General features: G+C 72.8%; 22 protein-coding genes and 1 riboswitch. Of the genes, 13 read left to right on the top strand and 9 right to left on the bottom strand.

The genetic code is table 11. The features are described from left to right. Positions 1 to 29: 29 nt before the first annotated feature. The gene (locus ABD374_RS03605) at positions 30 to 710 is read right to left on the bottom strand and encodes a response regulator (RefSeq protein WP_344490450.1); all 681 of its coding nucleotides are present in this window, start codon (positions 708 to 710) and stop codon (positions 30 to 32) included. Then, positions 707 to 2398 carry a sensor histidine kinase gene (locus tag ABD374_RS03600; protein ID WP_344490447.1) on the bottom strand — a complete coding sequence of 564 codons (1692 nt, stop codon included), beginning with the start codon at positions 2396 to 2398 and terminating at the stop codon, positions 707 to 709. The genes ABD374_RS03605 and ABD374_RS03600 overlap by 4 nt, the downstream gene beginning before the upstream one ends. A gap of 139 nt (positions 2399 to 2537) precedes the next feature. Here ABD374_RS03600 and ABD374_RS03595 point away from each other — a divergent pair, with 139 nt between their 5' ends. After that, positions 2538 to 3593, top strand: coding sequence for a CobW family GTP-binding protein (locus tag ABD374_RS03595; protein WP_344490444.1), 1056 nt, complete (start codon positions 2538 to 2540; stop codon positions 3591 to 3593). A 44-nt stretch (positions 3594 to 3637) separates the two neighbouring features. On the opposite strand, the gene ABD374_RS03590 is transcribed toward ABD374_RS03595, so the two are convergent. After that, positions 3638 to 6091, bottom strand: coding sequence for a DNA gyrase/topoisomerase IV subunit A (locus ABD374_RS03590; protein WP_344490441.1), 2454 nt, complete (start codon positions 6089 to 6091; stop codon positions 3638 to 3640). A 216-nt stretch (positions 6092 to 6307) separates the two neighbouring features. Between ABD374_RS03590 and ABD374_RS03585 the strand changes: the two genes are divergently transcribed. From ABD374_RS03585 to ABD374_RS03570, 4 genes are all read left to right on the top strand, one after another. Next, complete coding sequence (locus ABD374_RS03585) at positions 6308 to 7687, top strand: M16 family metallopeptidase (RefSeq protein ID WP_344490674.1); 1380 nt, start codon at positions 6308 to 6310, stop codon at positions 7685 to 7687. A gap of 20 nt (positions 7688 to 7707) precedes the next feature. Beyond that, positions 7708 to 9075: a M16 family metallopeptidase gene (locus ABD374_RS03580; RefSeq protein ID WP_344490671.1), complete on the top strand. Its 1368-nt coding sequence runs from the start codon at positions 7708 to 7710 to the stop codon at positions 9073 to 9075. A 234-nt stretch (positions 9076 to 9309) separates the two neighbouring features. Next, positions 9310 to 9503, top strand: a riboswitch (cyclic di-AMP (ydaO/yuaA leader). A gap of 13 nt (positions 9504 to 9516) precedes the next feature. Further along, the gene (locus ABD374_RS03575; RefSeq protein ID WP_344490438.1) at positions 9517 to 10338 is read left to right on the top strand and encodes a M23 family metallopeptidase; all 822 of its coding nucleotides are present in this window, start codon (positions 9517 to 9519) and stop codon (positions 10336 to 10338) included. A gap of 170 nt (positions 10339 to 10508) precedes the next feature. Continuing rightward, positions 10509 to 11198, top strand: a complete 690-nt coding sequence (locus ABD374_RS03570) for a GntR family transcriptional regulator (protein WP_344490435.1) — start codon at positions 10509 to 10511, stop codon at positions 11196 to 11198. A gap of 171 nt (positions 11199 to 11369) precedes the next feature. On the opposite strand, the gene ABD374_RS03565 is transcribed toward ABD374_RS03570, so the two are convergent. Next, the gene (locus ABD374_RS03565; RefSeq protein ID WP_093803258.1) at positions 11370 to 11651 is read right to left on the bottom strand and encodes an HPr family phosphocarrier protein; all 282 of its coding nucleotides are present in this window, start codon (positions 11649 to 11651) and stop codon (positions 11370 to 11372) included. A gap of 145 nt (positions 11652 to 11796) precedes the next feature. Here ABD374_RS03565 and ABD374_RS03560 point away from each other — a divergent pair, with 145 nt between their 5' ends. Genes ABD374_RS03560 through ABD374_RS03545 form a run of 4 tightly spaced genes read left to right on the top strand, consistent with a single transcriptional unit; the run spans position 11797 to position 17271 of the window. Beyond that, on the top strand, positions 11797 to 14706 hold the full coding sequence (locus tag ABD374_RS03560; protein WP_344490432.1) for a bifunctional acetate--CoA ligase family protein/GNAT family N-acetyltransferase: 2910 nt from the start codon (positions 11797 to 11799) through the stop codon (positions 14704 to 14706). 52 nt (positions 14707 to 14758) lie between these two features. Beyond that, positions 14759 to 15346, top strand: coding sequence for a DUF5998 family protein (locus tag ABD374_RS03555; RefSeq protein WP_093803257.1), 588 nt, complete (start codon positions 14759 to 14761; stop codon positions 15344 to 15346). Further along, a complete protein-coding gene (locus tag ABD374_RS03550; protein WP_344490429.1) occupies positions 15346 to 16533 on the top strand; it encodes an alkaline phosphatase family protein in 1188 nt (395 codons plus the stop codon). The genes ABD374_RS03555 and ABD374_RS03550 overlap by 1 nt, the downstream gene beginning before the upstream one ends. A 51-nt stretch (positions 16534 to 16584) precedes the next feature. Then, positions 16585 to 17271 (top strand): thymidine kinase, encoded by a 687-nt coding sequence (locus ABD374_RS03545; RefSeq protein ID WP_344490426.1) that lies wholly within the window; start codon positions 16585 to 16587, stop codon positions 17269 to 17271. On the opposite strand, the gene ABD374_RS03540 is transcribed toward ABD374_RS03545, so the two are convergent. Next, positions 17246 to 18022, bottom strand: a complete 777-nt coding sequence (locus tag ABD374_RS03540; RefSeq protein ID WP_344490423.1) for a VOC family protein — start codon at positions 18020 to 18022, stop codon at positions 17246 to 17248. The two genes, ABD374_RS03545 and ABD374_RS03540, sit on opposite strands and share 26 nt — an antisense overlap. Positions 18023 to 18265: 243 nt before the next feature. On the opposite strand from ABD374_RS03540, the gene ABD374_RS03535 reads away from it, so the two are divergent. Continuing rightward, positions 18266 to 19093 (top strand): sulfurtransferase, encoded by an 828-nt coding sequence (locus ABD374_RS03535; RefSeq protein ID WP_344490421.1) that lies wholly within the window; start codon positions 18266 to 18268, stop codon positions 19091 to 19093. Positions 19094 to 19164: 71 nt separating this feature from the next. On the opposite strand, the gene sepH is transcribed toward ABD374_RS03535, so the two are convergent. After that, positions 19165 to 20238: a septation protein SepH gene (gene sepH / locus ABD374_RS03530; protein WP_344490418.1), complete on the bottom strand. Its 1074-nt coding sequence runs from the start codon at positions 20236 to 20238 to the stop codon at positions 19165 to 19167. 418 nt (positions 20239 to 20656) lie between these two features. Here sepH and ABD374_RS03525 point away from each other — a divergent pair, with 418 nt between their 5' ends. After that, positions 20657 to 21607, top strand: coding sequence for a hypothetical protein (locus tag ABD374_RS03525; protein ID WP_344490415.1), 951 nt, complete (start codon positions 20657 to 20659; stop codon positions 21605 to 21607). A 36-nt stretch (positions 21608 to 21643) separates the two neighbouring features. Here ABD374_RS03525 and ABD374_RS03520 read toward each other — a convergent pair whose 3' ends face one another. Both ABD374_RS03520 and ABD374_RS03515 read right to left on the bottom strand, forming a co-directional pair. Continuing rightward, positions 21644 to 22960, bottom strand: coding sequence for a D-arabinono-1,4-lactone oxidase (locus tag ABD374_RS03520; protein WP_344490412.1), 1317 nt, complete (start codon positions 22958 to 22960; stop codon positions 21644 to 21646). Then, positions 22923 to 24167, bottom strand: coding sequence for an MFS transporter (locus tag ABD374_RS03515; protein WP_344490409.1), 1245 nt, complete (start codon positions 24165 to 24167; stop codon positions 22923 to 22925). Before ABD374_RS03515 ends, ABD374_RS03520 begins: the two co-directional genes overlap by 38 nt. A gap of 108 nt (positions 24168 to 24275) precedes the next feature. Between ABD374_RS03515 and ABD374_RS03510 the strand changes: the two genes are divergently transcribed. Next, entirely contained in the window at positions 24276 to 25415 is a 1140-nt protein-coding gene (locus ABD374_RS03510; RefSeq protein WP_344490406.1) for a ferrochelatase, read from the top strand. Positions 25416 to 25448: 33 nt separating this feature from the next. Next, positions 25449 to 26249 (top strand): inositol monophosphatase family protein, encoded by an 801-nt coding sequence (locus ABD374_RS03505; protein ID WP_344490403.1) that lies wholly within the window; start codon positions 25449 to 25451, stop codon positions 26247 to 26249. Positions 26250 to 26369: 120 nt separating this feature from the next. On the opposite strand, the gene ABD374_RS03500 is transcribed toward ABD374_RS03505, so the two are convergent. Beyond that, a complete protein-coding gene (locus tag ABD374_RS03500) occupies positions 26370 to 26543 on the bottom strand; it encodes a hypothetical protein (RefSeq protein ID WP_344490400.1) in 174 nt (57 codons plus the stop codon). Positions 26544 to 26635 lie beyond the last annotated feature (92 nt).

The raw sequence follows: 26635 nt of genomic DNA, 5'->3' as shown, positions 1-26635 counted from the left end.
GCGGGCGCGGCGGCGGGGGCCGCACGTGCTCAGCGGCTGCCGGCCGTCCACGCGTACCGGTGCTCCGGGCGGCCCGTCTCGCCGTACTTGAGGCTGAGGCGTACCCGCCCCGACCTCTCCAGCAGCTTCAGATAGCGCTGCGCGGTCTGCCGGCTCATGCCCGCCCGCTCCGCGATCTCCTGGGCGGACAGCGGGCCCCCGGCGGCCAGCAGCACCTGGCGGACCAGCTCCGCGGTGGTCGGCGAGTGCCCCTTGGGAAGGTGGGGGGAACCGGTCACGGACAGGGCCCCGAAGATACGGTCGACCTCGGCCTGTTCCGCCTCGCCGCCCCCGTCGAGGGTCCGGCGCAGCCCGGCGTACGCCTCCAGCTTGGTGCGCAGCCCGGCGAAGTTGAAGGGTTTCACCAGGTACTGGAGGGCTCCCTGACGCATCGCCGCCTGCACGGTCCCGATGTCGCGCGCCGCCGTCACCATGATCACGTCGGTCTGGAGGCCGAGCCCGCGCAGCTCCCGTACGAGCGCGAGCCCGTTCCCGTCCGGCAGATAGTGGTCCAGGAGCACCAGGTCGACGTGGTGCGCGCGCAGCTGTGCCAGTGCGTCGGCGGCGGAGTGGGCCCGGCCGACGACGCGGAAGCCCGCCACCTTGGCCACGTACGCGGCGTTGATCTCCGCGACCCGGACGTCGTCGTCCACCACCAGTACGTCGATCATCGGGTCTCTCCCGCCGTGTCCAGCGCCGCCGTCGTCACTTCCGCACGGGCCGGCCCGCCGTCGGCCGGTCCGGCATCCGTCAGCGCCTCCGGCAGTACGACGGTGAATTCGGCGCCCCCGTCGGCCCCCTCGCCGGCCCGGGCGCTGCCGCCCTGCCGCTCCGCCAGCCTGCGCACCATCGCGAGGCCGAGGCCGCGCTTGCCGTGGGCCGGGAGCTCCTTGGTCGACCACCCCTCCGTGAAGATCAGCTCCCGCTGCTCGGCCGGGACACCGGGCCCGCTGTCGGCCACCCGCAGCACGGCCGTACGCCCCCGCGCCCGCAGCTCGACCTCTACGCGGGCGTCCGGGGAACCGGCCGAGGCGTCCAGCGCGTTGTCCACCAGGTTGCCGACCACCGTGACCAGACCGCGCGGGTCCACCAGACGGTCGGGCAGCAGCGTCGCGCCCGAGAGCCGCAGCGCGACCCCGCGCTCCGCGGCGACCGTGGCCTTGCCGACCAGCAGCGCCGCCAGCAGCGGATCGTGGATCTTCTCGGTGATCTGCTCGGCGGTGGCGCGGTGCACCGCCGCGACCTCCGTCACGAACTCCACCGCCTCCTCGTGCATGCCCAGTTCCAGCAGCCCCAGGAGCGTATGCATCCGGTTGGCGTGCTCGTGGTCCTGGGCGCGCAGGGCGTCGATCAGGCCGCGGGTCGAATCCAGCTCGCGGCCGAGCCGCTCCAGCTCCGTACGGTCGCGCAGGGTCGCCACGGCGCCCCCGTCGTCCGTCGGCATCCGGTTGGTGACCAGCACGCGCCGGCCGCGTACGGTCAGCAGGTCCTCACCGGTCACCCGCCCCGCCAGCACATCCGCGGTACGCCCCTCGCCCAGGGCCTCGTCGAGCGGCCGTCCGGTGGCCTCGGCGCCGAGCCCGAGCAGCCGCTGGGCCTCGTCGTTCATCAACCGGATCCTGCCCCCGGAGTCGAGGGCGACGACACCTTCGCGAATGCCGTGCAGCATCGCCTCGCGCTCGGCCAGCAGCGCGGAGATGTCGGAGAAGGCGAGGTCATGGGTCTGCCGCTGGAGTCTGCGGGAGACGAGGTACGCCGCCACCGCGCCGACGGCCAGGGCCCCGCCCGCGTACGCCAGCAGCCCGGGGATCGCCCCCAGCAGCCGGGCGCGGACGCTGTCGTACTCGATGCCGACCGACACCGCGCCGACGATCTCACCGCCGGTGTCGCGCAGCGGGACCTTGCCGCGGGCGGAGCGGCCGAGCGTACCCTCGTCGATCTCCATGACCTCGTGGCCGGCGAGCGCTTCGCTGGGGTCGGTGGAGACGATCTTGCCGATCTGGCCGGTGTCGGTGTGGGACCAGCGGACGCCGCGTTCGTCCATGACCACGACGTACTCGGCGCCGGTGGAGCGCCTGATGCGGTCGGCCCCGGCCTGTACGGGCCCTCCGGCGGCGGGCCGGGTGCCGGCGAGCGCGTCGGCCAGCTGCGGCTGGGCCGCGGTGGTCTGCGCGATCGCGAGCGCGCGCCGCATCGCCTCCTGGTCCAGCTGATCGCTGAGCGGGGCGAGGAAGAGGCCGGTGGCGAGCACGGCGACGCCACCGGCGACGGACAGCTGCATCAGGAGGACCTGCGAGAAGACGCGCTGGGGCCAGCCCAGACGGAAACGTCTGGCGGGGGCGGTCGGTGCGGCGCTCATGTCTACGAACGGTAGAGCGCCGGGCTCGCCTTTCCGAAATCCCGTGCTCGCCCGCTCGCCCCCCGTGCGGCTCGTACGACCGGCCGGAGCGCCAATATCCTGGTGCCGCCGCTTCCCGCGCTACGAGAAAGGCCCCCCGGTGAGCAAGAAGCAGATCCCGGTCATCGTCCTCACGGGCTTCCTGGGATCCGGCAAGACCACCTTGCTCAACCATCTGCTGAGGCGGAGCAGAGGCACCAGGATCGGTGCGATCGTCAATGACTTCGGGGCCATCGAGATCGACGCCATGGCGGTCGCCGGGCAGCTCGGGGACTCCACCGTCTCGCTCGGCAACGGCTGTCTGTGCTGCGCCGTCGACGCCAGTGAGCTCGACGTGTACCTGGAGAGGCTGACCCGCCCCGCCGCCCGTCTCGATGTGATCGTCATCGAGGCGAGCGGTCTCGCCGAGCCGCAGGAGCTCGTCCGGATGGTCCTGGCCAGCGAGAACGAGCGGATCGTGTACGGAGGGCTCGCCGAGGTCGTCGACGCCGCCGAGTTCGACGCGACCCGGGAGCGCCATCCCGAGGTCGACCGCCATCTCGCCCTCGCCGACCTCGTCGTCCTGAACAAGACGGACCGGGTGGGGGAGGAGCGGCTCGCGAGCGTCCTCGACACCGTCCGGGCTCTCAGCGGCTCCGCCGCCGTGGTCCGCGCGTCGTACGGGCGGATCGATCCGCAGCTGCTCTTCGACCCGGCGGCACGGCCGGACGCCGAGGAGAAGGCGCGGCAGCTGTCGTTCGACGACCTGCGGAGCGAGGACCCCGGGGGCCGCCACGACGATCATCTGCACGCCGCGTACGAGAGCGTCTCCTTCACCTCCGACGTGCCCATGGACCCGCGCCGGCTCATGGAGTTCCTCGACAGCAGGCCGGAGGGGCTCTACCGGATCAAGGGGTACGTCGACTTCGGTGCGGCCGACGCCCGCAACCGGTACGCGGTGCATGCCGTCGGCCGGTTCCTGCGCTTCTACCCCGAGCCCTGGGGACGCGAGGAACCGAGACTCACCCAGCTGGTCCTCATCGGATCCGGGACGGACGCCGGGGCGCTGGGCAGGGAACTGGCGTTTTGCCGGGCGGAGGGCCCGCGGGACGCCCCCGCCGATGCCGACGAGCACGGCATGTGGGGCGTCCTGCGGTACGTACAGGGCGAGGGCTGACCGGCGGAGCCGGGTCCCGGGCCAGGAGACCCGGCGGCCAGGAGCTAGACCGGGCCTGCCAGAGCCGCCACCGCCGTCGTCAGCGGTGTGCCCGAACCGTCGCGGCGCGGGTCCTGCCCGGGCAGCTCCACCGGTGTGCCGTTCTTCGCCGCCGCGCGCGCCGGAGCCGCGCCCGCCCAGGCCAGGACCAGCGTGTCCTCGCCCTTGAGGAACCGCTGGCAGCGCACGCCGCCGGTGGCCCGGCCCTTGCGCGGGTACTGGTCGAACGGCGTCAGCTTCGCCGACGTCTCGGAGTCGCCGAGCAGCGTGCCGGCCGCGCCTGCCACCGTGAAGACCACGCCGTCCGCCGCCGGGTCCACCGCGGTGAAGGAGATCACCTTGGCGCCGTCGGCGAGCTTGATGCCCGCCATACCGCCCGCGGCACGGCCCTGCGGCCGTACCTGCCCCGCCGGGTAGCGCAGCAGCTGGGCGTCGTCCGTGATGAAGACCAGGTCCTCCTCGCCGGTGCGCAGCTCGGCCCCGCCGACGATCCGGTCGCCCTGCTTGAGGGTGATGACCTCCAGCTCGTCCTTGTTCGCGGGGTAGTCCGGGGCGACCCGCTTCACCACGCCCTGCTCGGTGCCGAGCGCGAGCCCCGGCGAGGACTCGTCGAGCGTGGTGAGGCAGATCAGCGACTCGTCCGGCTCCAGGGACAGGAACTCCGCGACCGGCGCCCCGCCCGAGAGGTTCGGCGCGGACGCCGTGTCCGGCAGCTGGGGCAGGTCGATCACCGACAGCCGCAGCAGCCGCCCGGCCGAGGTCACCGCGCCCACGTCACCGCGCGCCGTCGCGGGCACCGCGGAGACGATCACGTCGTGCTTGGCGCGCCGGGCGTCGTCCAGGGCGAGAGGCTCACCACTGGCCGTACGGGCCAGCAGCCCGGTCGAGGACAGGAGGACGCGGCAGGGGTCGTCCGCGACCTCCAGCGGCACCGCGGCGACCGGCGAACTCCCGGACTCCAGCAGCACGGTGCGCCGGTCGGTGCCGAACTTCTTCGCCACCGCCGCCAGTTCCGCCGAGACCAGCTTGCGCAGCTCCGCGTCCGACTCCAGGATCCCGGTCAGCTCGTCGATCTCGCCGTTCAGCCGGTCGCGCTCGCTCTCCAGCTCGATCCGGTCGAACCTGGTGAGCCGGCGCAGCGGCGTGTCCAGGATGTACTGCGTCTGGATCTCGCTCAGCGAGAAGCGCTCGATCAGCCGCTCCTTCGCCTGCCCCGAGTTGTCGCTGGAGCGGATGAGGCGGATGACCTCGTCGATGTCGAGCAGCGCGACGAGCAGGCCCTCGACCAGGTGCAGCCGGTCGCGCCGCTTGGTGCGGCGGAACTCGCTGCGGCGGCGCACGACCTCGAAACGGTGGTCGAGATAGACCTCCAGCAGCTCCTTGAGCCCCAGCGTCAGCGGCTGGCCGTCCACCAGCGCCACGTTGTTGATGCCGAAGGTCTCCTCCATCGGCGTCAGCTTGTAGAGCTGCTCCAGGACGGCCTCGGGGACGAAGCCGTTCTTGATCTCGATGACCAGACGCAGACCGTGCATGCGGTCCGTGAGGTCCTTGACGTCCGCGATGCCCTGGAGCTTCTTCGACGAGACCAGGTCCTTGATCTTGGCGATCACCTTCTCCGGGCCGACCGTGAACGGCAGTTCGGTGACGACCAGGCCCTTGCGGCGCGCCGTCACGTTCTCCACGGTGGCCGTCGCGCGGATCCTGAAGGTGCCGCGCCCCTTCTCGTACGCGTCCTTGATGCCGCCGAGGCCGACGATGCGGCCGCCGGTCGGCAGGTCGGGCCCGGGCACGAAACGCATCAGCGTCTCGAGATCCGCGCCGGGGTGCCTGATCAGGTGCCGGGCGGCGGCGACGACCTCGCCCAGGTTGTGCGGCGGCATGTTCGTCGCCATGCCGACGGCGATTCCGGAGGCGCCGTTGACCAGCAGGTTCGGATACGCCGCGGGAAGCGCGACCGGCTCCCGCTCCTGCCCGTCGTAGTTCGGGTTGAAGTCGACCGTGTCCTCGTCGATGGACTCCGTCATCAGCGACGTGGCGTCGGCCATCCGGCACTCGGTGTACCGCATGGCGGCCGGCGGGTCGTCGTTGCCGAGGGAGCCGAAGTTGCCGTGCCCGTCGACCAGGGGCAGGCGCATGGAGAAGGGCTGGGCCATCCGCACGAGCGCGTCGTAGATCGAAGCGTCGCCGTGCGGGTGCAGCTTGCCCATCACCTCGCCGACGACGCGGGCGCACTTCACGTAGCCGCGGTCGGGCCGCAGCCCCATCTCGTTCATCTGGTAGACGATGCGTCGGTGCACCGGCTTCATGCCGTCGCGGGCGTCGGGCAGCGCTCGCGAGTAGATCACCGAGTACGCGTACTCGAGGAAGGAGCCCTGCATTTCGTCGACGACGTCGACATCGAGGATCTTCTCCTCGAACGCATCGTCCGGCGGCGGGGTCTTCGTGCTGCGGCGGGCCATCGCGGCTGCGGCTCCTTCGCGGTTCTGTCGGGGTGGATTCTTGGGTCTGATGCCGACCATTGTGGACCGGTCCACTGACAACGCCGACCCCGACCCGTCCGTAGCGCCTGCTCGGGCCGTTCCCTGAGGGCGTACACCGGCCGGGAACTTCGCCAGGCGTCACTGCGCTTGCATACAGTGGCAGGACTTCTCCGTATCGCGATCGAAGGGACGTACATGCCCATGGGTCACACGGCCACAGCGCAGGCCGGTTCCGGCGGCCTGACAGCGACCGAGCACCGGCTGGCCAATGGCCTGCGCGTGGTGCTCTCCGAGGACCACCTGACCCCGGTCGCCGCGGTCTGCCTCTGGTACGACGTGGGCTCGCGCCACGAGGTCAAGGGCCGTACCGGTCTTGCTCACCTTTTCGAGCACCTGATGTTCCAGGGCTCGGCACAGGTCAAGGGCAACGGCCACTTCGAGCTGGTGCAGGGTGCGGGCGGTTCGCTCAACGGCACGACCAGTTTCGAGCGCACCAACTACTTCGAGACGATGCCCGCCCACCAGGTGGAGCTGGCTCTGTGGCTGGAAGCCGACCGGATGGGCTCGCTGCTCTCCGCGCTCGACGAGGAGTCCATGGAGAACCAGCGCGACGTCGTCAAGAACGAGCGCCGCCAGCGGTACGACAACGTCCCGTACGGCACCGCGTTCGAGAAACTGACCGCCCTCTCCTACCCGGAGGGCCACCCGTACCACCACACGCCGATCGGTTCGATGGCCGACCTGGACGCCGCGACCCTCGAGGACGCGCGCGCCTTCTTCCGTACGTACTACGCGCCCAACAACGCGGTGCTCTCGGTCGTCGGCGACATCGACCCGGAGCAGACGCTCGCCTGGATCGAGAAGTACTTCGGCTCCATCCCGTCCCACGACGGCAAGCAGCCGCCGCGCGACGGGACGCTGCCCGACATCATCGGCGAGGAGCTCCGCGAGGAGATCCACGAAGAGGTCCCGGCCCGCGCGCTGATGGCCGCCTACCGGCTGCCGCACGACGGCACCCGCGAGGCCGACGCCGCCGACCTGGCCCTCACCGTCCTCGGCGGCGGCGAGTCCTCCCGGCTGCACAACCGGCTGGTCCGCCGCGACCGGACGGCCGTCGCGGCCGGTTTCGGGCTGCTGCGCCTCGCCGGCGCCCCCTCGCTGGGCTGGCTGGACGTCAAGACGTCGGCCGGCGTCGAGGTGCCCGACATCGAGCGCGCGGTCGACGAGGAGCTGGCCCGCTTCGCCGCCGAGGGCCCCACGCCCGAGGAGATGGAGCGCGCGCAGGCCCAGCTGGAGCGCGAGTGGCTCGACCGGCTCGGTACGGTCGCGGGCCGCGCCGACGAACTCTGCCGGTACGCCGTCCTGTTCGGCGACCCCCAGCTCGCGCTGACCGCCGTCCAGCGCGTCCTGGAGATCACGGCGGAGGAGGTCCAGGCGGCCGCCAAGGCCCGCCTGCGCCCGGACAACCGCGCGGTCCTGGTGTACGAGCCGACACCCGCGGCGGACGCAGCCGCAGCCGACGACACCGCAGACGCCGCCGGTGCGGCCGGTACGCAGGAAGGGGCGGACAAGTGACCGACACCGCAGCCGTGAGCATGGAATTCCACCCCCAGCCGCAGGCCGGCACCCCCACGCCGTGGGCGTTCCCCGCCCCCGAGCGCGGCTCCCTGCCCAACGGCCTGACCGTCCTGCGCTGCCACCGCCCCGGCCAGCAGGTCATGGCCGTCGAGGTCTTCCTCGCCGCCCCCCTGGAGGCTGAGCCCGAGGGCCTCGACGGCGTGGCCACGATCATGTCGCGGGCCCTCTCCGAGGGCACCGACAAGCATTCCGCCGAGGAGTTCGCCGCCGAGCTGGAGCGCTGCGGCGCCACGCTCGACGCGTACGCCGACCACCCGGGCGTCCGGGTCTCCCTGGAGGTCCCGGTCTCCCGGCTGCCCAAGGCGCTCGGCCTGCTCGCCGACGCGCTGCGCGCGCCCGCCTTCGCGGACGGCGAGATCGAGCGGCTGGTGGCCAACCGGCTCGACGAGATCCCGCACGAGACGGCCAACCCGTCCCGCCGCGCCGCCAAGCAGCTCTCCAAGGAGCTGTTCCCGGCGACCTCGCGCATGTCGCGTCCGCGCCAGGGCTCCGAGGAGACGGTCAAGCGCATCGACTCCGCCGCCGTGAGGGGCTTCTACGCGGCGCACGTGCGTCCCGCGACCGCCACCGCCGTGATCGTCGGCGACCTCGACGGCACCGACCTGGACGCCGTGCTGGCCGACACCCTGGGGGCGTGGAAGGGCGACACCGCCGAGCCCCGCCCCGTACCGCCGGTGACGGCCGACGACACGGGCCGTGTGGTCATCGTGGACCGTCCCGGCGCGGTCCAGACGCAGCTTCTCATCGGCCGGATCGGCCCCGACCGGCACGACCGGGTCTGGCCGGCCCAGGTCCTCGGTACGTACTGCCTGGGCGGCACGCTCACCTCCCGTCTGGACCGCGTCCTGCGCGAGGAGAAGGGCTACACGTACGGCGTGCGCGCCTTCGGCCAGGTGCTGCGCTCCGCTCCCGACGGATCGGGTGCGTCGATGCTGGCGATCAGCGGCTCGGTGGACACGGAGTCCACGGGCCCGGCGCTCGAAGACCTGTGGAAGGTGCTGCGCACCCTCGCGGCCGAGGGCCTCACCGACGCCGAGCGCGACGTCGCCGTGCAGAACCTGGTGGGTGTGGCACCGCTCAAGTACGAGACGGCGGCCGCCGTCGCCGGAACCCTCGCCGACCAGGTCGAGCAGCACCTGCCGGACGACTTCCAGGCCCAGCTGTACGCCCGCCTCGTCGAGACGGGCACGGTGGAGGCCACCGCGGCGGTCGTCAGCGCCTTCCCCGAGGACCGTCTGGTCACGGTCCTCGTCGGGGACGCCTCGCAGATCGAGGAGCCCGTCAGGGCGCTCGGCATCGGTGACGTGACGGTGGTCGCCGGCTGACGGTCCGTCCGTTCGAGGCGAGCCGATCGCGCAACTCCCTCACCACGGGAGGCAGAGGGACCCCGGTGGCCGACAGGCCGCCGGGGTCCTTGGCGTATGTCCGTTTTGTTATGGAGGTTGCCTTTCTGGCCTGTGGGGTGCGTTACAAAGCGCGGAGACTTTTTGGTGATTGAAAGATGTCCCGCTTAGCGTCGGTCCGGCTGTCCGTCAGCAGTGAGCCGCATCCGTGGCACCGGGCAGCCATCGCCGAGTCCCCGTCAGGCGCGAGCCTGGGGAGCCGGGGACCCACCCTCCTGCCGCCTTCGCGGCTGGAGGAGCCCAGTCCCTGGGGTGAATCGGACGTCCTTCCGTACGTACGGAAGGGGTCCGTAGGAGACCTTCCTGCTCCGAACCCGTCAGCTAACCCGGTAGGCGAGAAGGAAGGAAAGGACCAGCCACTTCATGGCGTTCACCCGTGCCACCGGGAAGCACCGTCGTCCGAGCCGTCCGGGCCGTCTGACGCGCAGGAGCGCGAGCCTGGCGGGCGTTGCCACCCTCGCGACGACCGGCGCCGTCGGGAGCCTGGCCTCTCCGGCCCTCGCCGCCGGTACCAGCGCCGACGCGGCCCACTCCGTCGAGGCGACCGGCCTGACCCAGGCCCTCGTCGTCGGCGACTCCCTCGCCGACCAGGTCGCCGCCCAGGCCGAGGCGCAGCGGCACGCCGCCGACCGGGCGGAGGCCGAGCGCAGGGCCGAGGCGGCGCGCAAGGCGGAGGCCAGGCGCAAGGCGGAGGCCAGGGCCGAGAAGGAGCGCGAGGAGCGGGCGGAGCGCGAGGCCGAGGAGCGCGCCGCCCGTGCGGCGGAACGCGAGCGCCTCACCGCCTACACCCTTCCGGTCGCCGGTTCCGTCGTGACCACCGGCTACCGGAGCGGCGGCTCGCTCTGGTCCTCCGGCAGCCACTCCGGCGTCGACTTCCGGGCCGCGTCCGGCAGTTCCGTCGTGGCCGTCGGGGCGGGCACCGTCGTCGAGGCCGGCTGGGGCGGGGCGTACGGCAACAGCATCGTCATCAGGATGAACGACGGCACGTACACGCAGTACGGCCACCTGTCGTCCATCGGCGTCTCCGTCGGCCAGGCCGTCACCCCGGGCCTCCAGATAGGTCTCTCGGGTTCGACCGGAAACTCGACGGGCCCGCACCTGCACTTCGAGGCCCGTACGTCTTCCGAGTACGGCTCCGACATGGACCCGGTCGCGTACCTGCGCGCGCACGGTGTGAACGTCTGACGCACCCCGGTTTTCCCGAAGGCCCCGGCTTCCCGCCGGGGCCTTCGGCGTTGGCCAAAAGATATCCATGAATTCCTGCCGCCCGTCGGAAATTGCGCGCCGCTGCAATAGAGTCGCCGAACAGGCGTCATTCGACCGCGTTTCGCGAGGATCAAGGCGGAGGTCCGCTCATGCGCATTCCCGCGCAATCGGTATGCACGGCGATCCGTGACGACATCGTCTCCGGCGTCTTCGAGCGGGGCAGTCGGCTCACCGAAGAGCTGCTGGCGCGCCGTTACGGCGTCTCGCGCGTCCCGGTGCGCGAGGCCCTGCGCACGCTGGAGTCCGAGGGGTTCGTCACCACCCGCCGGCACGCGGGCGCCTGCGTGGCCGAACCCACCGCGCAGGAGGCCGCCGACCTCCTGGAGGTCAGAACGCTGCTGGAGCCGCTGGGGGCGGCCCGCGCCGCCCAGCGGCGCACCGAGGCGCACCTCAAGGTGTTGCGCGGCCTGGTCAGGCTCGGTCAGGAGCGGGCCCGCCGGGGCGAGGGCGAGGATCTGAGCCCCCTGGGCGGCTGGTTCCACGAGACGCTCGCCCAGGCGTCCGGCAGCCCCGGCCTCACGGCCCTGCTCACCCAGCTCAGGCACAAGATCACCTGGATGTACGCCGTCGAGCAGCCCGCCCGCCCCGTCGAGTCCTGGGCCGAACACGGCGCGATCGTGGACGCCGTGGCACGCGGCGACGCGCAGCGGGCCCGGGCGCTGACGGCCCTGCACGCCGAACGGGCGGTGGCCGCGCACCGGCTGCGGCGCCCCGGCCCGCGGCCGGAACGCGTGAGGACTTCGCAACATGCCGTACACACCGGGGGCGGCCGCAATTAACAGATGCGCCGTATACAAAGAAAGCGAATCGGCGGGGGCTTTTTCTGCTGCCCGGAATTCCTGACGTATACCTCCGCTGTCTCCGCTGTTTCCGCGCAAAAGCGAAGGAGCCGTGACGTCCCGAATCCGGGATGTCACGGCTCCTTCGTGAGAATGAGCCCGTCCGAGTGGTCAGACGGTCTCGGGAAGCTCGTCGAGGCCCTCGGAGACCAGCTTCGCCAGGCGGTCGAGGGCGGCGTCGGAACCGTCGGCCTCGGAAGCGAGCACGATCTCCTCGCCGCCCTGCGCGCCCAGGCCGAGCACCGCGAGCATGGAGGCCGCGTTGACCGGCTTGCCGTCGGCCTTGGCGATCGTCACGGGAACACCCGAGGCGGTCGCTGCGCGAACGAAGATGGAGGCGGGCCGGGCGTGCAGGCCCTCGGCCCAGCCGACGGTGACACGGCGCTCAACCATGGTGTTGCCCTTCATGTTCTAACGGTTGTCTAGACCAGTCTCTCATGGCGCTCGGGGAAGCCGTGCCCGCGACCCCGGGCCGGCCGCGCGCGGCGGCCCCGGCCTGTCTCGCCCCCGGCGGACCCGCGAGCCGTAGGCTTCCTTCATGCAGCCTCCGATGGAGCAGACCCCGCCGGACCGCAACGGGCACCACGCGTACCCGGCCCACTGGGAAGCCGACGTGGTGCTGCGCGACGGAGGTACGGCGCGGATCCGCCCCATCGCTCCCGACGACGCGCAGCGCCTGGTCAGCTTCTACGAGCAGGTGTCGGACGAGTCGAAGTACTACCGCTTCTTCGCGCCGTACCCGCGCCTCTCCGACAAGGACGTCCGCCGCTTCACCCACCACGACTACGTGGACAGGGTGGGTCTCGCGGCGACGGTGGGCGGCGAGTTCATCGCCACCGTCCGGTACGACCGCATCAACGCGCAGGGGCGCCCCTCGTCCGGCCCCGACGCCGACCTGGCCGAAGTCGCCTTCCTGGTCCAGGACGCCCACCAGGGGCGCGGGGTCGCCTCCGCCCTCCTCGAACACATCGGCGCGGTCGCGCGCGAGCGCGGCATCCGGCGCTTCGTGGCGGAGGTGCTGCCCGCCAACTCCAAAATGATCAAGGTCTTCACGGACGCCGGCTACACCCAGGAGCGCAGCTTCGAGGACGGCGTCGTCCACCTCGAATTCGGCCTGGAACCGACCGACCGCTCCGTCGCCGTCCAGCGCGCCCGCGAGCACCGCGCGGAGTCCCGCTCCGTGCAGCGCCTCCTCGCCCCCGGCTCCGTCGCGGTCGTCGGGACCGGGCGCGCCCCGGGCGGGGTGGGGCGCGCCGTCCTGCGCAATCTGCTCGCCGCCGGATACACGGGCCGTACGTTCGCCGTGAACCGGGCCTTCCCCGAGGGCCTCACCGAGCTGGACGGCGTCCCCGCGCACCGCTCCGTCGCCGGGATCGGTGAGGCCGTCGACCTCGCCGTCGTCGCCGTACCGGCCGAACGGGTGCCGGAGGTGGTCGCGGACTGCGGCGAGAGCGGCGTACAGGGGCTGGTCGTCCTCTCCGCCGGATACGCCGAGAGCGGGGCCGCGGGCCGGGCGCGCCAGCGCGAGCTGGTGCGCCAGGCCCGCTCGTACGGCATGCGCATCATCGGGCCCAACGCCTTCGGGATCATCAACACCTCCGATGCGGTACGCCTCAACGCCTCCCTCGCGCCGGAGCCGCCCGCGCGCGGCCGCATCGGCCTGTTCACCCAGTCCGGAGCGATCGGCATCGCGCTGCTGTCGGGGCTCTACCGGCGGGGCGCCGGGCTGTCCTCGTTCATCTCGGCCGGCAACCGGGCGGACGTGTCCGGCAACGACTTCCTCCAGTACGGCTACGAGGACCCCGACACCGACGTCGTCCTCCTCTACCTGGAGTCCATCGGCAACCCGCGCAAGTTCACCCGCCTGGCCCGGCGCACGGCGGCGGCGAAGCCGGTCGTCGTGGTCAAGGGCGCGCGCCACAGCGGCAGTACGCCGCCGGGCCACGCGGTGCCCGCCACGCGCATCCCCGACGCGACGGTCTCCGCGCTGCTGCGGCAGGCGGGGGTCGTCCGCGTCGACACCGTCACCGAACTCGTCGACGCGGGGCTGCTGCTCGCCGGGCAGCCGCTGCCGGCCGGGCCGCGCGTCGCCATCCTCGGCAATTCCGAGTCCCTGGGCCTCCTGACGTACGACGCCTGCCTGGCCGAAGGGCTGCGGCCGCTGCCGCCGCTCGACCTGACGACGGCCGCGACCCCGGCGGACTTCCGCGCGGCGCTGGCCCGGGCGCTGGCGGACGGGACGTGCGACGCGGTCGTGGTCACGGCGATCCCGTGGGTCGGCGAGAACGGCGTCACGGAATCCGGTGACGGGGAGGTCCTGGCGGCGGCGCTGCGGGAGGCGGCGACGGGGTCGGCGAAACCGGTGGCGGTCGTGCACGTGGAAATGGGCGCCCTGGCCGACGCGCTCGCCGCGGCGACGAGCACGGCCCGCCCGGCGCCGGAGCAGGTCCCGGTGCCGGTGTCTTCGGACGGCCCGGGAGGGGGAGCGGGGGCCGCCGCACGGGAAAGCCGAGCCCGTCCGGCGTTCGGGGACACGCCCGAAGGGCGCCCGGAGGCAGGCGGCGCGGGCGACGGGCGCCGGATTCCCGCCTACCCCGCCGCCGAACGCGCCGTGCGCGCACTCGCCGAGGCCGTCAAGTACGCGCAGTGGCGGCGGCAGGCCGCCGAGCCCGGGCGGGTGCCCGAGTACGACGACATCGACGAGGCCGGGGCCGCCGCCCGGATCGCCGCGCTGCTGAGCGAGGGCGCCGCCGCCCCCGGCGGGATGCCCCTCAGGGACGACGCCGCCCGGGAACTCCTCGCGCGGTACGGCATCGACGTACGGCCGGCCCTGCCCGCGCCGGGGCCCGACGCCGCCGTCGCGGCGGCCCGGCGGCTCGGCTACCCCGTCGCCCTCAAGACCACCGCCCCGCACCTGCGCCACCGACCCGACCTCGGCGGCGTACGCCTCGACCTCGGTGACGAGCAGGAACTGCGCCGGGCCTACGGCGAGCTGGCCGAGGCGCTCGGCAAGCCCGAGGAGCTCCAGCCCGTCGTCCAGGCCATGGCCCCCCGGGGCGTGGACACCGTCGTACGGGCCTCCATCGACGCCGCGGCCGGCGCCGTGCTCTCCTTCGGGCTGGCCGGAGCCGCCTCCGAGCTGCTCGGTGACATCGGACACCGTCTGGTGCCGGCCACCGACCGGGACGCCGCCGAACTCATCAGGTCGATCCGCACCGCCCCGCTCCTCTTCGGCTGGCGCGGCTCGGACCCCGTCGACACCGCCGCGCTCGAAGAGCTGCTGCTGCGCGTCTCGCGCCTGGTCGACGACCACCCCGAGGTGGTCGGGGTCGCCCTGGAACCCGTGGTCGTCGCCCCGCACGGCCTGTCCGTGCTCGGCGCGTCCGTGCGCCTCGCGTCCCCGCCCGCCCGCGACGACCTCGGCCCCCGCCGCCTCCCCAGCTACTGAGCCGTCCACAGGCCCGGCATCGCGCCCCCCGGAGCCCCGTAGGATGGAGGGCATGGCGAAGACCGGTACGACGACCAAGGGGCTGCGCGCGGCCATCGAGCGCAGCGGCTACTACCCGGCCCTCGTGGCCGAAGCGGTGGAGGCCGCTGTCGGCGGCGAGCCGGTCTCCTCATACCTGGTGCACCAGGAGACGACCTTCGACTCCAACGAGGTCCGCCGCCACGTCACGGTGCTCGTCCTGACCGGCAACCGCTTCATCGTCAGCCACACCGACGAGCAGGCCGCCGACGCCACCTCCCCGGCGCCGTACGCCACCACCTCCACCGAGTCGGTCAAGCTCGACCGGATCTCGTCGGTCGTGGTCAGCCGCGTCGTCGCCAACCCGGAGAAGTACGTCCCGGGAACCCTGCCCCGCGAGGTCGTCCTGACCATCGGCTGGGGCGCGGTCTCCCGCATCGACCTGGAGCCCGCCGCCTGCGGCGACCCCAATTGCGACGCGGACCACGGCTACACCGGCAGCACCACCGCCGACGACCTCAGCCTGCGCGTCAGCGAGGCCGGCGACGGACCGGACGCCGTCCGCCAGACGCTCGCGTTCGCCCAGGCGCTCTCCGAAGCGACCGCCGCGGCCGACCGCTGATGGCGCAGCCCCTCTGGTCCGACCCGGTTCCGCTCGCCCCGGGCACCGCTCCCGCCCCCGAGTACGGCAGCGGCTCGCTCGCCGACCTCCTGCCGACCCTCGCGGCGGGCATGGACGTACCCGGGACGAGCGCCACGATCCCCGAGCTCACGCCCGCCGACCGGAACTGCGTGTTCCTGATCGACGGTCTCGGCTGGGAGCAGATCAAGGCCCACCCGGACGAGGCCCCGTACCTCCACTCCCTCCTCGGCAGCTCGCGCGGCGGCACCGGCCGCCCGCTCACGGCCGGCTTCCCCGCCACCACCGCGACCTCGCTCGCCTCGGTCGGCACCGGCCTGCCGCCCGGCGCGCACGGCCTGCCCGGTTACACCGTGCGCGACCCGGACACCGGCGCGCTGATGAACCAGCTGCGCTGGAAGCCGTGGACCGACCCGCACGTCTGGCAGCCGTACCCCACGGTCTTCCAGCTCGCCGACGCCGCGGGCGTGCACACCGCGCAGGTCTCGTCCCCGGACTTCCAGCACACCCCGCTCACCAAGATCGCGCTGAGCGGCGGCACGTTCCGCGGCAAGCTCACCGGCGAGGAGCGCATGGACCTCGCCGCCGAGCAACTGGCGGCGGGCGACCGTTCGCTGGTCTACACGTACTACAGCGAGGTCGACGGCAAGGGTCACCGCTTCGGCATGGACTCCGACGCCTGGCGCGGCCAGCTGATGTACGTCGACCGGCTCGCCCAGCGCCTCGCCGAACAGCTGCCGCCCCGCGCGGCGCTGTACGTCACCGCCGACCACGGCATGATCGACATCCCCTTCGACGAGGAGTCGCGCATCGACTTCGACGAGGACTGGGAACTGGGCGCCGGTGTCGCCCTGCTGGGCGGCGAGGGCCGGGCCCGGCATGTGTACGCCGTCCCGGGCGCCGAGAGCGACGTGCTCACCGTCTGGCGCGAGGTGCTCGGCGAACAGTTCTGGGTGGCGAGCAGGGACGAGGCGATCGCGGCCGGCTGGTTCGGCCCGGCGGTCGACGAGCGCGTCTACGGACGCATCGGCGACGTCGTCGCCGCGGCCCACGACGACGTCGTGGTCACCGCCTCGCGCCGCGAGCCGCACGAGTCCGCGATGGTGGGCATGCACGGCTCCATGACGCCCGCCGAGCAGCTCGTCCCGCTCCTCGAAGTCCGCTCGTAACCCCGCATCCCCCAGCCCCTGCGCCCTGATCTGAAAGGCCCTCACCCCCTCATGCCCGAGCTGGTGTTCTTCTCCGGAACGATGGACTGCGGAAAGAGCACCCTGGCTCTTCAGATCGAGCACAACCGGTCCGCGCGCGGCCTCCAGGGCATGATCTTCACGCGCGACGACCGGGCGGGCGAGGGCAAGCTGTCCTCCCGCCTCGGCCTGGTCACCGACGCCGTCGAGGCCGCAGAGGGCTTCGACTTCTACGCGTACCTCGTCGCCCACCTCTCCCAGGGCAACCGCGCCGACTACGTGATCGTGGACGAGGCCCAGTTCCTCGCCGGTGAGCAGATCGACCAACTGGCCCGCGTCGTCGACGACCTGGAGCTCGACGTCTTCGCCTTCGGGATCACCACCGACTTCCGTTCCAAGCTCTTCCCCGGCTCGCAGCGCCTGGTCGAACTCGCCGACCGGGTGGAGGTGCTCCAGGTCGAGGCGCTCTGCTGGTGCGGTGCGAGGGCCACGCACAACGCCCGTACGATCGGCGGCGAGATGGTGGTCGAGGGCGCCCAGGTCGTCGTCGGCGACGTCAACCAGGCGCCGGACGAGGTCGGTTACGAGGTGCTGTGCCGTCGCCACCACAGGCGCCGGACGACGGCCGCGGCCGCGCACGCCGCGGCCCTGTCGCCCGACGTGCTGCCCGTAGACCCCTCCCTCGGCGACTCCGTCAGCCGGCCGTCGTCACGATCGTGAACACCGCGCCCTCCGGGTCCGAGACGAGAGCCGCCCTCCCCCGCGCGTCGTCCCGGGGCGGCCGCAGCACATGCCCGCCGAGCTCCGTCAGCAGACGGGCCGACTCGTCGGCGTCCCCGACTTCGAAGTACGTCACCCAGTGCGGGCCCCGGTCACGCGGCAGGGCGGCGCCCACGCCGCGCACGGACGCCACCGGACGGCCTTCGAGGTGCAGCGTGAGCAGGTCGGGGCCGGCGGAGACGTCCGTCTCCACCTCGTGGCCGAATACCGCCGCGTAGAACTTGCCGACCACCGACGTCTCGCGCGTCACCAGCTCGTTCCAGACCGGGGTGCCATGGGTGCCGGCCAGGGCCGTGCCCGGATGGGTCGCGGCCTGCCAGATGCCGAAGACCGCGCCGGTGGGGTCGGAGCAGATCGCCATCCGGCCGGCGTCGCCCGCTTCGATCGGACCGACCCCCACCGTGCCGCCGTGGCTCCTGACGGACTCGGCCGTGACACCGGCGTCGTCGGTGGCGAGGTACGGCGTCCAGGCGATGGGCAGATGCCGGTCGGGCGGCAGTTGTCCGACGCCCGCGATCTCCTTGCCGTCGAGCAGGGCCCGTACGTACGGGCCGAGCTGCTGCGGTCCTGGCCGGAACTCCCAGCCGAACAGCGTTCCGTAGAATTCCTGGGTGGTGGCCAGGCCGTGCACCATCAGGCTCACCCAGCAGGGCGCACCGGGCATGTGCCGCCCGGTCACTGCCTCCGTCATCGTCACTCTCTCCTCGGACCATCGTGGTGGTCGTGCGGGAACGGGCGCCCCGTCGCGAAGCGGTGAAGTGCTGAAGGGACGCGCCCGTGCAGATGCTTGCACCACCTGGCGTGCGGCGCGTCCCGGCCGCGCCGCTTTCTGCGGGTTCCCGTACGAGAATGCCCGATTTGGCATTTCCCGTCCGTTTCGGTGGTGTCACCGTACGGTGTCGGTCGTACCGAAGGCTGCGCGAGGATGGCACCTATGAATGCCATCATCACCGCAGCCGTACTCGCGAGCGAGTCGACGGGAGAGCGGCCGCCGGTCCTCCTGGACGTCCGCTACCAGTTGGGCGGGCCGCACGGTCGCGCCGCGTACGAGGCGGGACACATCCCCGGAGCCGTCTTCGTGGACCTCGAGGCGGAACTCGCCGGCCCGCCCGGCTCCGGCGGCCGCCATCCGCTCCCGGACGTCGAGGACTTCGGCGCGGTCATGCGCCGCGCGGGCGTCCGTCACGACACCCCGGTCGTGGTGTACGACGGCGGGCAGGGCTGGGCCGCGGCGCGCGCCTGGTGGATGCTGCGCTGGGCGGGCCACCCGGACGTCAGGGTGCTGGACGGCGGCCTCGCGGCCTGGACGGGCCCGGTCGAATCGGAGGTCCCGGCCCCGGCCGCCGGTGATTTCCGGCCGGCCCCCGGCGCCGCAGTGCTCCTCGACGCCGACGGCGCCGCCGAGCTCGCCCGCACCGGTCTGCTGCTCGACGCGCGGGCGGCCGAGCGCTACCGGGGCGAGGTGGAGCCGATCGACCCGGTCGCCGGCCACATCCCGGGCGCGGTCTCCGCCCCGACCACGGAGAACGTCGGCCCCGACGGCCGCCTTCTCCCCGCCTCCGAACTGGCCGCCCGCTTCACGTCGCTGGGCGCCGGCGAAGCGCGGGCGGTCGGCGTCTACTGCGGCTCGGGCGTCTCCGCGGCCCAGCAGGTGCTGGCCCTGGAGGTCGCGGGCATTCCGGCGGCGCTGTACGTGGGGTCGTGGTCCGAGTGGTGCGCCGACGCGTCCCGTCCGGTGGCCACCGGGCCCGACCCCCGGTAACCGCGCGGGGCGAGGGGCCCGTGCGGATCGCACGGATCGCGTACCGGCCCCTCGCCCCGGACGTCCGGCGTCTACTCCTGCTTCTTGCGGCGCGTACCGAAGACGATCTCGTCCCAGCTCGGTACGGCCGCCCGCCGTCCGGGCCGGACCCCGTCGGCCTCGGCCTGACGGTCCGTCGTGCCGGTGAGCCGGTCCCGGTGCCCGGCGACGGCGCGCGGCATGAGCACATCGGCGTACGCCGCACCGGCTCCGGAGGCGGCGGACGCGGCGGTCTCCTCGGCCTCCGGTTCCTGCGCGGCGGGGTCGGTCGCCGGCGGCTCCGGAGGCGGCACGGGCCGCTCGGGCACCACCATGTCGCCGCGGAAGCTCGGCACCGCCTCCAGCAGGCTGGTCAGCGAATCCCGTTCACCGCCGGCGCCCTCCTGCTGCGGCTCGGACGCGGGCAACGGCACGGCGGGCCGCTCCAGCTGCCGGTCGAGTGCGCGGTCCAGCGGCCGGTCCCGGGGCAGCCGCGCGATCCGCGGCACGAAGGGGAAGCTCGGCTCGGGCGCGGCCACCATGGTGGTGTCGTCCGTCTCACCGATCAGCGCGCGCGCCTCGTCGTCCACGGCCTGTACGAGCCGCCGGGGCGGGTCGTACGTCCAGCTCGCGGAGTGGGGTTCGCCCGCGACGCGGTAGACCAGCAGCACCTCCCACGTGCCGTCGTCGCGCCGCCAGGAGTCCCAGAGAACGGTTTCCTTGTCGGCGCCGCGCAGCAGCAGCCGCTCCTGCACCGCCTCGCCGAGCTGGGGTCCGGTCCCGGTGTTCTCGCCGGGGCGGCGCACCGGGGTCTTCCGGGCGCGCTCGGCCATGAAGGCGCGTTCGGCCAGTACGGGACCTTCGAAGCGGCGGACCCGGTCCACCGGGATACCCGCGTGCTGAGCGACCTCCTCGGCGGAGGCACCGGCCCGTATCCGGGCCTGGATGTCGCGAGGACGGAGGTGGCTCTCCACCTCGATCTCGATCTGGCCGAGGCGGGCGCGGTCGTTGCGGACAGCCGCACGCAGCCGCTCGTCGATCGGAAGTGTGTACTCCGTGCTGTCAGCAGCCTTCAGCACCAGTCGTGTGCCGTCATTCGAGACGGCCACGACACGCAGTTCGGGCATGGGAACCTCCCGGGTGGTGCCTGCCGACGTCACGTGCGTCGCTGCTTCCGCTAGTCGAGTGTGGCCTGCCCGGGTGCAGCCTGCCACAACCTTGCCCAGTTGCCCGGCGTGTCGGGCATCAGCCCTGGCTCGCCGCCATGGCACGGTTACCATTTCGCCACTCATGGTGACCGGTTCGTCACTATGAGCATTCGGCGCCCGTGATGGAGGCCGGACCCAGGGCTCGCCACAGTACTCCATTCGGACCATGAGGGTGGACCGGCGCGCCACCGAAGTTCTCCACGCGTGCGGGAGTTGAGGGCGACGGTCCGTCGCCGCAGGGCCTCGGTAGTGGCCTGTTTCACAGAATCGTTTGAAACGGAACTTTCCACTTCGCCCAAATGTCCCTTCATGTTGCAAGGTGGACCAGATGGGTGAGATGGGCAATCAGAGGCTGGGCATGGGCGGTAAGCCGGAAAACGACGTAGAAGAAGCGAAGGATCCGCGACTGGACCTGAGTGTCGCTCAGGTGGCGGGAAGCGCGGTGGCCGCAGTCGTGGCGGCGGTGCTGGCTTCCCAGCTCGGTGTGTACGGGACGATCATCGGCGCGGGAGTGGTCAGTGTCGTCGCGACCAGCGGCGGCACGGTCTTCCAGCATCTCTTCCGGCGCACCGGGGAGCAGCTCCGCGAGGTCACGGTCCACGCGAAACCGAAGGTTCGTCAGGTGCCGGTGCATGACCCGCGCGCGTACGGGCAGGAGGGCGGAGACGCGACGCGGACGCGGGTGCTGCGCACCGTCACGGTGCCGACGGACCTCTCGAACACCGGTCTCCCGGACGAGGAGTTCAGCGAGGCCACCACGCACGGCACGCGGGTGCGGGGCTGGAGGCGTTCCGTCGTCGCGGCCGTCGTCGTCTTCGTCGTGGCGATGGGCGGCATCACGGCGTACGAGCTGATCACGGGCGACGGCCTCGGCGGCGGCAAGGGCAGCACCGTGGGCACCGTCTTCCGCGGCGGAGAGCAGCACCAGCGCCAGAAGGAGACCCCGCCGTCGCAGACCCCCGAGGAGACCCCGGGCGGCGGCTCCGCGACGCCCGGCACCGGGACCGACGGCGGACGAAGTCCCGGCCAGGACTCCGGCACCGGCACCGGCACCGGCACGGGGGAGGGCGGCGGCGCCTCGCCCGACCCCAGCGGCACGCCGTCCACGACGACGGACGGCGGCTCGACGGGCGGGACGGGCGAAGCGACCCCGACGCCCACTCCGCCCCCGACGCCGTCCGGAACCACCGGCGGTGAGGGCGGCGACACGGGCGCCGACGCCGGTGAAGACCCTGCGACGGGCGGCGACGGCGACAACGGCACGCAGGCCGGCACCCCGGCCCCCTAGGGCAGGGCGGGGAACAGGCCCCGCGGGGCCGGCCTCCTAGTCGCCCAGGACCCGCCGCAGGTAGCCGTTGGTGAAGAGCCGCTGCGGGTCCAGCCGGTCGCGCACCGCCGTGAACTCGGCGAAGCGAGGGTAGGCCTCGGCCAGGTACGCGGCGTCGCGCGTGTGCACCTTGCCCCAGTGCGGCCGGCCGCCGTGCGCGGTCATGATCCGCTCGACCGCGGTGAAGTACACCTGGTACGGGGTGCCCCGGTACAGGTGCACCGCGATGTACGCCGTGTCCCTGCCGGACGCCGTGGACAGCGTGATGTCGTCCGCCGGGGCCGTCCGTACCTCCACCGGGAAGCTCACGCGCAGCGGCGAACGCTCGACCAGTGCCTTCACCTCGCGCAGCGCCTCCACCGCCGCCTCGCGCGGAACGGCGTACTCCATCTCCATGAAGCGCACGCGGCGCGGGCTGGTGAAGACCTTGTAGGGGATGTCCGTGTACGTACGGGCGGAGAGCGCGCGGCTGGAGAGCCTGGCGATCGCGGGTATGGCCGCGGGAACGGCCCGGCCGACCGAACAGGCCACCTGGAAGGCGCCGTTGGACAGGAACTCGTCCTCGACCCAGCCGCTGACCCTGCCGGGCGGGGCCGCGGGGCCCGCGCTGCGGTTGTTGCGCTTGGTGTTGCAGTTGCCGGTGTGCGGGAACCAGTAGAACTCGAAGTGCTCGTTCTCGGCGTGCAGCGCTTCGAAGTCGGCGGTGACCCGGTCGAAGGTCATCGGTTCCTCGCGGGCCCTCAGCAGGAAGAGGGGCTCCACGGCGAAGGTGATCGCGGTGACGACGCCCAGCGCGCCGAGCCCGAGCCTGGCGGCCGCGAAGACGTCGGCGTTCTCCCGCGCGGAGCACGTCAGCAACGAGCCGTCGGCCGTGACGAGCTCCAGGGCGCGGATCTGCGCGGACGTCGAGGCGGAGTCGCGGCCGGTGCCGTGCGTGCCGGTGCTGGTCGCACCGGCCACGGTCTGCTCCATGATGTCGCCCATGTTCGTGAGCGACAGGCCCTCCCTGGCCAAAGCCACGTTCAGGCGCTTGAGCGGGGTGCCGGCCTCCACGGTCACGGCCCCGGCCACGCGGTCGACGTCGCGGATGCCGGTCAGCAGGTCGGGGCGGATCAGCACACCGTCGGTCGCGGCGGCAGCCGTGAAGGAGTGGCCCGTGCCGACCGGCTTCACCTTCAGGCCGTCCTCGGCGGCCCGGCGTACGGCTTCGGCGAGCTCCCCGGCCGAGGCGGGGGCCACCACCCGTGCCGGACGGGCGGTGACGTTCCCGGCCCAGTTACGCCACGTGCTCGTCGTCCTGGATGTGGTGGCCATCTGCCCCGTACCCTCCCCGAGTCTGTGCCGGCCTGCGGAGCCGGCGGAACCCCAGGAACGCCACCACGGCCGCGAGCGCTCCCGCCGCGACGGGCACCGCGTACCCCGACTCCGCCCCCGCCGCGTCGACCACCCAGCCTGCGGCCGAGGAACCGAGAGCGATGCCGACGGCGAGCCCGGTTCCCGTCCAGGTCATGCCCTCGGTCAGTTTGGCGCGCGGTACGTGCTGCTCGATGAGAGCCATGGTGGTCACCATCGTCGGCGCGATGGCAAGGCCCGCAACAAAGAGCGCCACGGCCAGGAACGGCAGGCTCCCGGCCAGTAGGAGGGGGATCATACTCACGGCCATCGCGCAGACTCCCACCAGCCACCTGGTGGACGCCGCGCCCTTGAGGTGCAGCAGCCCGAAAACCGCTCCCGCGAGGCAGGAACCGAGCGCGTACACGGCGAGGACGAGGCTGGCCGCGGCCTTGCGGCCCTGCTCCTCCGCGAATGCCACCGTCACCACGTCGACCGACCCGAAGATCGCGCCGGTCGCCACGAAGGTGGCCACCAGGACCTGGAGGCCGGGGGAGCGCAGCGCGGAGCCGCCGGTGTGCTCGTCGCGCGGGTGCGGGACGGGCTCGGTGGCGCGCTGGGCGGTCAGCCAGAAGACGCCGACGACCAGGAAGGCGGCGGCGAGCAGCGGGCCGGCCTCGGGGAACCACGCGGTCGAGAGCCCGATGGAGACGATCGGACCGAAGATGAAGCAGACCTCGTCGACGATCGACTCCCAGGAGTACGCCGTGTGGAGCTCGCGCGGGGAGCCGCGGTAGATCTCGGCCCAGCGTGCCCTGACCATCGAGCCGACGCTCGGCACGCAGCCGGCGCCGGCCGCGAACACGAACAGCGTCCATGCGGGGGCGCCCTGCTGGGCGCAGACCAGCAGCCCGGCGACCGCCGCGACCGAGACCAGGGTGGCGGGGCGCAGGACGCGGCGCTGTCCGTACCGGTCCACGAGTCGGGAGATCTGCGGACCCAGGACGGCGGCCGCCGTCGCGAGGACGGCGGTGAGGGCGCCCGCGAGCCCGTACTCCCCCGTGAGCTGGGAGATCATGGTGATGATGCCGATGCCCATCATGGACAGCGGCATCCGGCCCAAGAAGCCGGCGGCGGAGAACGTCTTGGTGCCTGGGGCGGCGAAAATCGCGCGGTACGGACTGGACAAGGGACGCTCCGGTAAGGCGTACAAATGGGATTCACAGCTTACGTCCGTCGGGCGGCGCACCGCACGGCGGTTTCACCGTCGCCGCGTACGAGTGGCAGGATCGGACCCATGTCCGATCAGCGTGATCCCGCCCCTTACGACGCCCTGCTGCTCCTCTCCTTCGGCGGCCCCGAAGGCCCGGACGACGTGGTCCCGTTCCTGGAGAACGTCACCCGCGGCCGGGGCATCCCCAAGGAGAGGCTCAAGGAGGTGGGACAGCACTACTTCCTGTTTGGCGGCGTCAGCCCGATCAACGGGCAGAACCGTTCCCTCCTCGACGCCCTGCGCGAGGACTTCGCCGAGCAGGGGGTGGGCGGCCCGGACGGCCTGCCGGTCTACTGGGGCAACCGCAACTGGGCGCCGTACCTCGTCGACACCCTGCGCGAGATGGCCGCGGACGGCCGCCGCCGCATCGCCGTGCTCGCCACGAGCGCGTACGCCTCGTACTCCGGCTGCCGCCAGTACCGCGAGAATCTCGCCGAGGCGCTCGCGACCCTGGAGGCCGAGGGGATCGAGCCGCCGCGCGTCGACAAGCTGCGCCACTACTTCAACCACCCGGGTTTCGTACGTCCCATGGTCGACGGGGTCGTCAAGTCCCTGGCGGAGCTGGACGAGAGCGTACGGGCGGGGGCCCACCTCGCCTTCACGACGCACTCCATCCCGACCGCCGCGGCGGACACGTCGGGCCCGGTGGAGGGCCACGGCGACGGCGGCGCGTACGTCGCCGAGCACCTGGACGTCGCGCGGGTGATCGCCGAGGCGGTGCGGGAGGAGACCGGCGTCGCGCACCCCTGGCAGCTCGTCTACCAGTCGCGCAGCGGGGCGCCGCACATCCCGTGGCTGGAGCCGGACATCTGCGACCACCTGGAGGAGCGGCACGCCGCGGGCGTGCCCGCCGTGGTGATGGTCCCGATCGGCTTCGTCTCGGACCACATGGAGGTCCTGTACGACCTCGACACCGAGGCCACCGCCAAGGCCGCCGAACTCGGCCTGCCGGTGCGGCGGTCCGCGACCGTCGGCGCCGATCCGCGCTTCGCCGCAGCGGTGCGCGAGCTGGTGCTGGAGCGGGCGGCCGCCGAGCGGGGGCTCACGGTGCGGCGGTGCGCGCTGGGGGCCCTGGGCCCGAGCCACGACCTCTGTCCGGTCGGCTGCTGCCCGGCCAGGTCCCCCAAGCCCGCCGCCGCGGGCGCCGACAGCCCGTACGCGTAACCCCTGCCGCACCTCTGCGCACAAAGGAGAGCCGTGACCGATCCCCTCACGTCAGAGCTGCTCGAACTCGCCCTGGAGGCCGCCCGGCGCGCCGGTGCGCTGCTGCGGGACGGCCGGCCCGCGGATCTGGGCGTCGCCGCCACCAAGTCCAGCCCCGTCGACGTCGTCACGGAGATGGACATCGCCGCCGAGAAGCTGATCACCGACTTCCTCGCCGAGCACCGCCCCGAGGACGGGATCCTGGGCGAGGAGGGCGCGAGCAGCGGGGGCACGAGCGGGGTGCGCTGGGTGATCGACCCGCTCGACGGCACGGTCAACTACCTCTACGGGCTGCCCACTTGGGCGGTGTCCATCGCGGCCGAACGCGACGGCGAGACGCTGGTGGGCGTCGTGGAGGCGCCGATGCGGCGCGAGACGTACCACGCGGTGCTCGGCGGCGGCGCGTACGCCGACGGCGCCGCACTGCGCGTGCGGCCCGCGCCGCCGCTCGGCCAGGCCCTGGTCTCGACGGGCTTCAACTACGTCGCCACGGTCCGCAGCCACCAGGCGGACATCGCCCAGCGGCTGATCCCGAGGGTGCGGGACATCCGTCGGGGCGGGTCGGCCGCGATCGACCTGAGCGATGTGGCCGCGGGTCGTCTGGACGGCTACTACGAGCGCGGCCTCAGCCCGTGGGACCTGGCGGCGGGCGACCTGATCGCCCGGGAGGCGGGCGCGCTGACGGGCGGGCGGCCCGGTGAGCGCCCGTCCGGGGAGCTGACGATCGCGGCTTCACCAGGCGTTTTCGAGCCGCTCCAGGCCCTGCTGGAGGACTTCGGCGCCTGGCACGACTAGGGAGGTCGCGACCAGGGGGCCATGACCGGGGAGCGGGGGCCCGGCAGGGCGTGGAAGGGCCCCGGCGCAGTCCTCCGGCGCCGGGGCCCTTCCACGTGCTCCGTACGGTCGGCCGACGGGTCAGGCGCTGACGGCGTCCAGCCGTACGCCGTGCTCCGCGGCGAGGCGGTGCAGGTCCTCGAGTTCCGCCTGCTCCACCTCCGCCAGGAAGTCGTCGCCCGTTTCGCGAGCCGTCGTGAGGTCTGTTTCCGTGGCCTTTATGCGCTGCAGCAGGCCTGCGGTGAAAGCGTCCATGGGTGCGCCCCCTCGTCATGGGTCGGTGGCACGGGGGTGTGCCGAGGGTGGGGTGATCACTCTCCGTCAGAGGGACAGAGCGGGGTGTGGCA

The organism is Streptomyces enissocaesilis (assembly GCF_039533765.1).
GTDB lineage: Bacteria > Actinomycetota > Actinomycetes > Streptomycetales > Streptomycetaceae > Streptomyces > Streptomyces enissocaesilis.
Note: the sequence above shows the minus strand (reverse complement) of the source record. Positions and strands in the feature narration are given on the sequence as shown.

What these genes read in the sequence shown, in the direction of transcription:
- ABD374_RS03570 (WP_344490435.1), top strand. Translation starts at nt 10,509, where the DNA reads ATGCGCATTCCCGCGCAATCGGTATGCACGGCGATCCGTGACGACATC.
- ABD374_RS03565 (WP_093803258.1), bottom strand. Translation starts at nt 11,651, where the DNA reads ATGGTTGAGCGCCGTGTCACCGTCGGCTGGGCCGAGGGCCTGCACGCC.
- ABD374_RS03590 (WP_344490441.1), bottom strand. Translation starts at nt 6,091, where the DNA reads ATGGCCCGCCGCAGCACGAAGACCCCGCCGCCGGACGATGCGTTCGAG.
- ABD374_RS03520 (WP_344490412.1), bottom strand. Translation starts at nt 22,960, where the DNA reads ATGGCCACCACATCCAGGACGACGAGCACGTGGCGTAACTGGGCCGGG.
- ABD374_RS03545 (WP_344490426.1), top strand. Translation starts at nt 16,585, where the DNA reads ATGCCCGAGCTGGTGTTCTTCTCCGGAACGATGGACTGCGGAAAGAGC.
- sepH (WP_344490418.1), bottom strand. Translation starts at nt 20,238, where the DNA reads ATGCCCGAACTGCGTGTCGTGGCCGTCTCGAATGACGGCACACGACTG.
- ABD374_RS03540 (WP_344490423.1), bottom strand. Translation starts at nt 18,022, where the DNA reads ATGACGGAGGCAGTGACCGGGCGGCACATGCCCGGTGCGCCCTGCTGG.
- ABD374_RS03580 (WP_344490671.1), top strand. Translation starts at nt 7,708, where the DNA reads ATGGAATTCCACCCCCAGCCGCAGGCCGGCACCCCCACGCCGTGGGCG.
- ABD374_RS03560 (WP_344490432.1), top strand. Translation starts at nt 11,797, where the DNA reads ATGCAGCCTCCGATGGAGCAGACCCCGCCGGACCGCAACGGGCACCAC.
- ABD374_RS03600 (WP_344490447.1), bottom strand. Translation starts at nt 2,398, where the DNA reads ATGAGCGCCGCACCGACCGCCCCCGCCAGACGTTTCCGTCTGGGCTGG.
- ABD374_RS03550 (WP_344490429.1), top strand. Translation starts at nt 15,346, where the DNA reads ATGGCGCAGCCCCTCTGGTCCGACCCGGTTCCGCTCGCCCCGGGCACC.
- ABD374_RS03525 (WP_344490415.1), top strand. Translation starts at nt 20,657, where the DNA reads ATGGGCAATCAGAGGCTGGGCATGGGCGGTAAGCCGGAAAACGACGTA.
- ABD374_RS03510 (WP_344490406.1), top strand. Translation starts at nt 24,276, where the DNA reads ATGTCCGATCAGCGTGATCCCGCCCCTTACGACGCCCTGCTGCTCCTC.
- ABD374_RS03605 (WP_344490450.1), bottom strand. Translation starts at nt 710, where the DNA reads ATGATCGACGTACTGGTGGTGGACGACGACGTCCGGGTCGCGGAGATC.
- ABD374_RS03500 (WP_344490400.1), bottom strand. Translation starts at nt 26,543, where the DNA reads ATGGACGCTTTCACCGCAGGCCTGCTGCAGCGCATAAAGGCCACGGAA.
- ABD374_RS03585 (WP_344490674.1), top strand. Translation starts at nt 6,308, where the DNA reads ATGCCCATGGGTCACACGGCCACAGCGCAGGCCGGTTCCGGCGGCCTG.
- ABD374_RS03555 (WP_093803257.1), top strand. Translation starts at nt 14,759, where the DNA reads ATGGCGAAGACCGGTACGACGACCAAGGGGCTGCGCGCGGCCATCGAG.
- ABD374_RS03575 (WP_344490438.1), top strand. Translation starts at nt 9,517, where the DNA reads ATGGCGTTCACCCGTGCCACCGGGAAGCACCGTCGTCCGAGCCGTCCG.
- ABD374_RS03535 (WP_344490421.1), top strand. Translation starts at nt 18,266, where the DNA reads ATGAATGCCATCATCACCGCAGCCGTACTCGCGAGCGAGTCGACGGGA.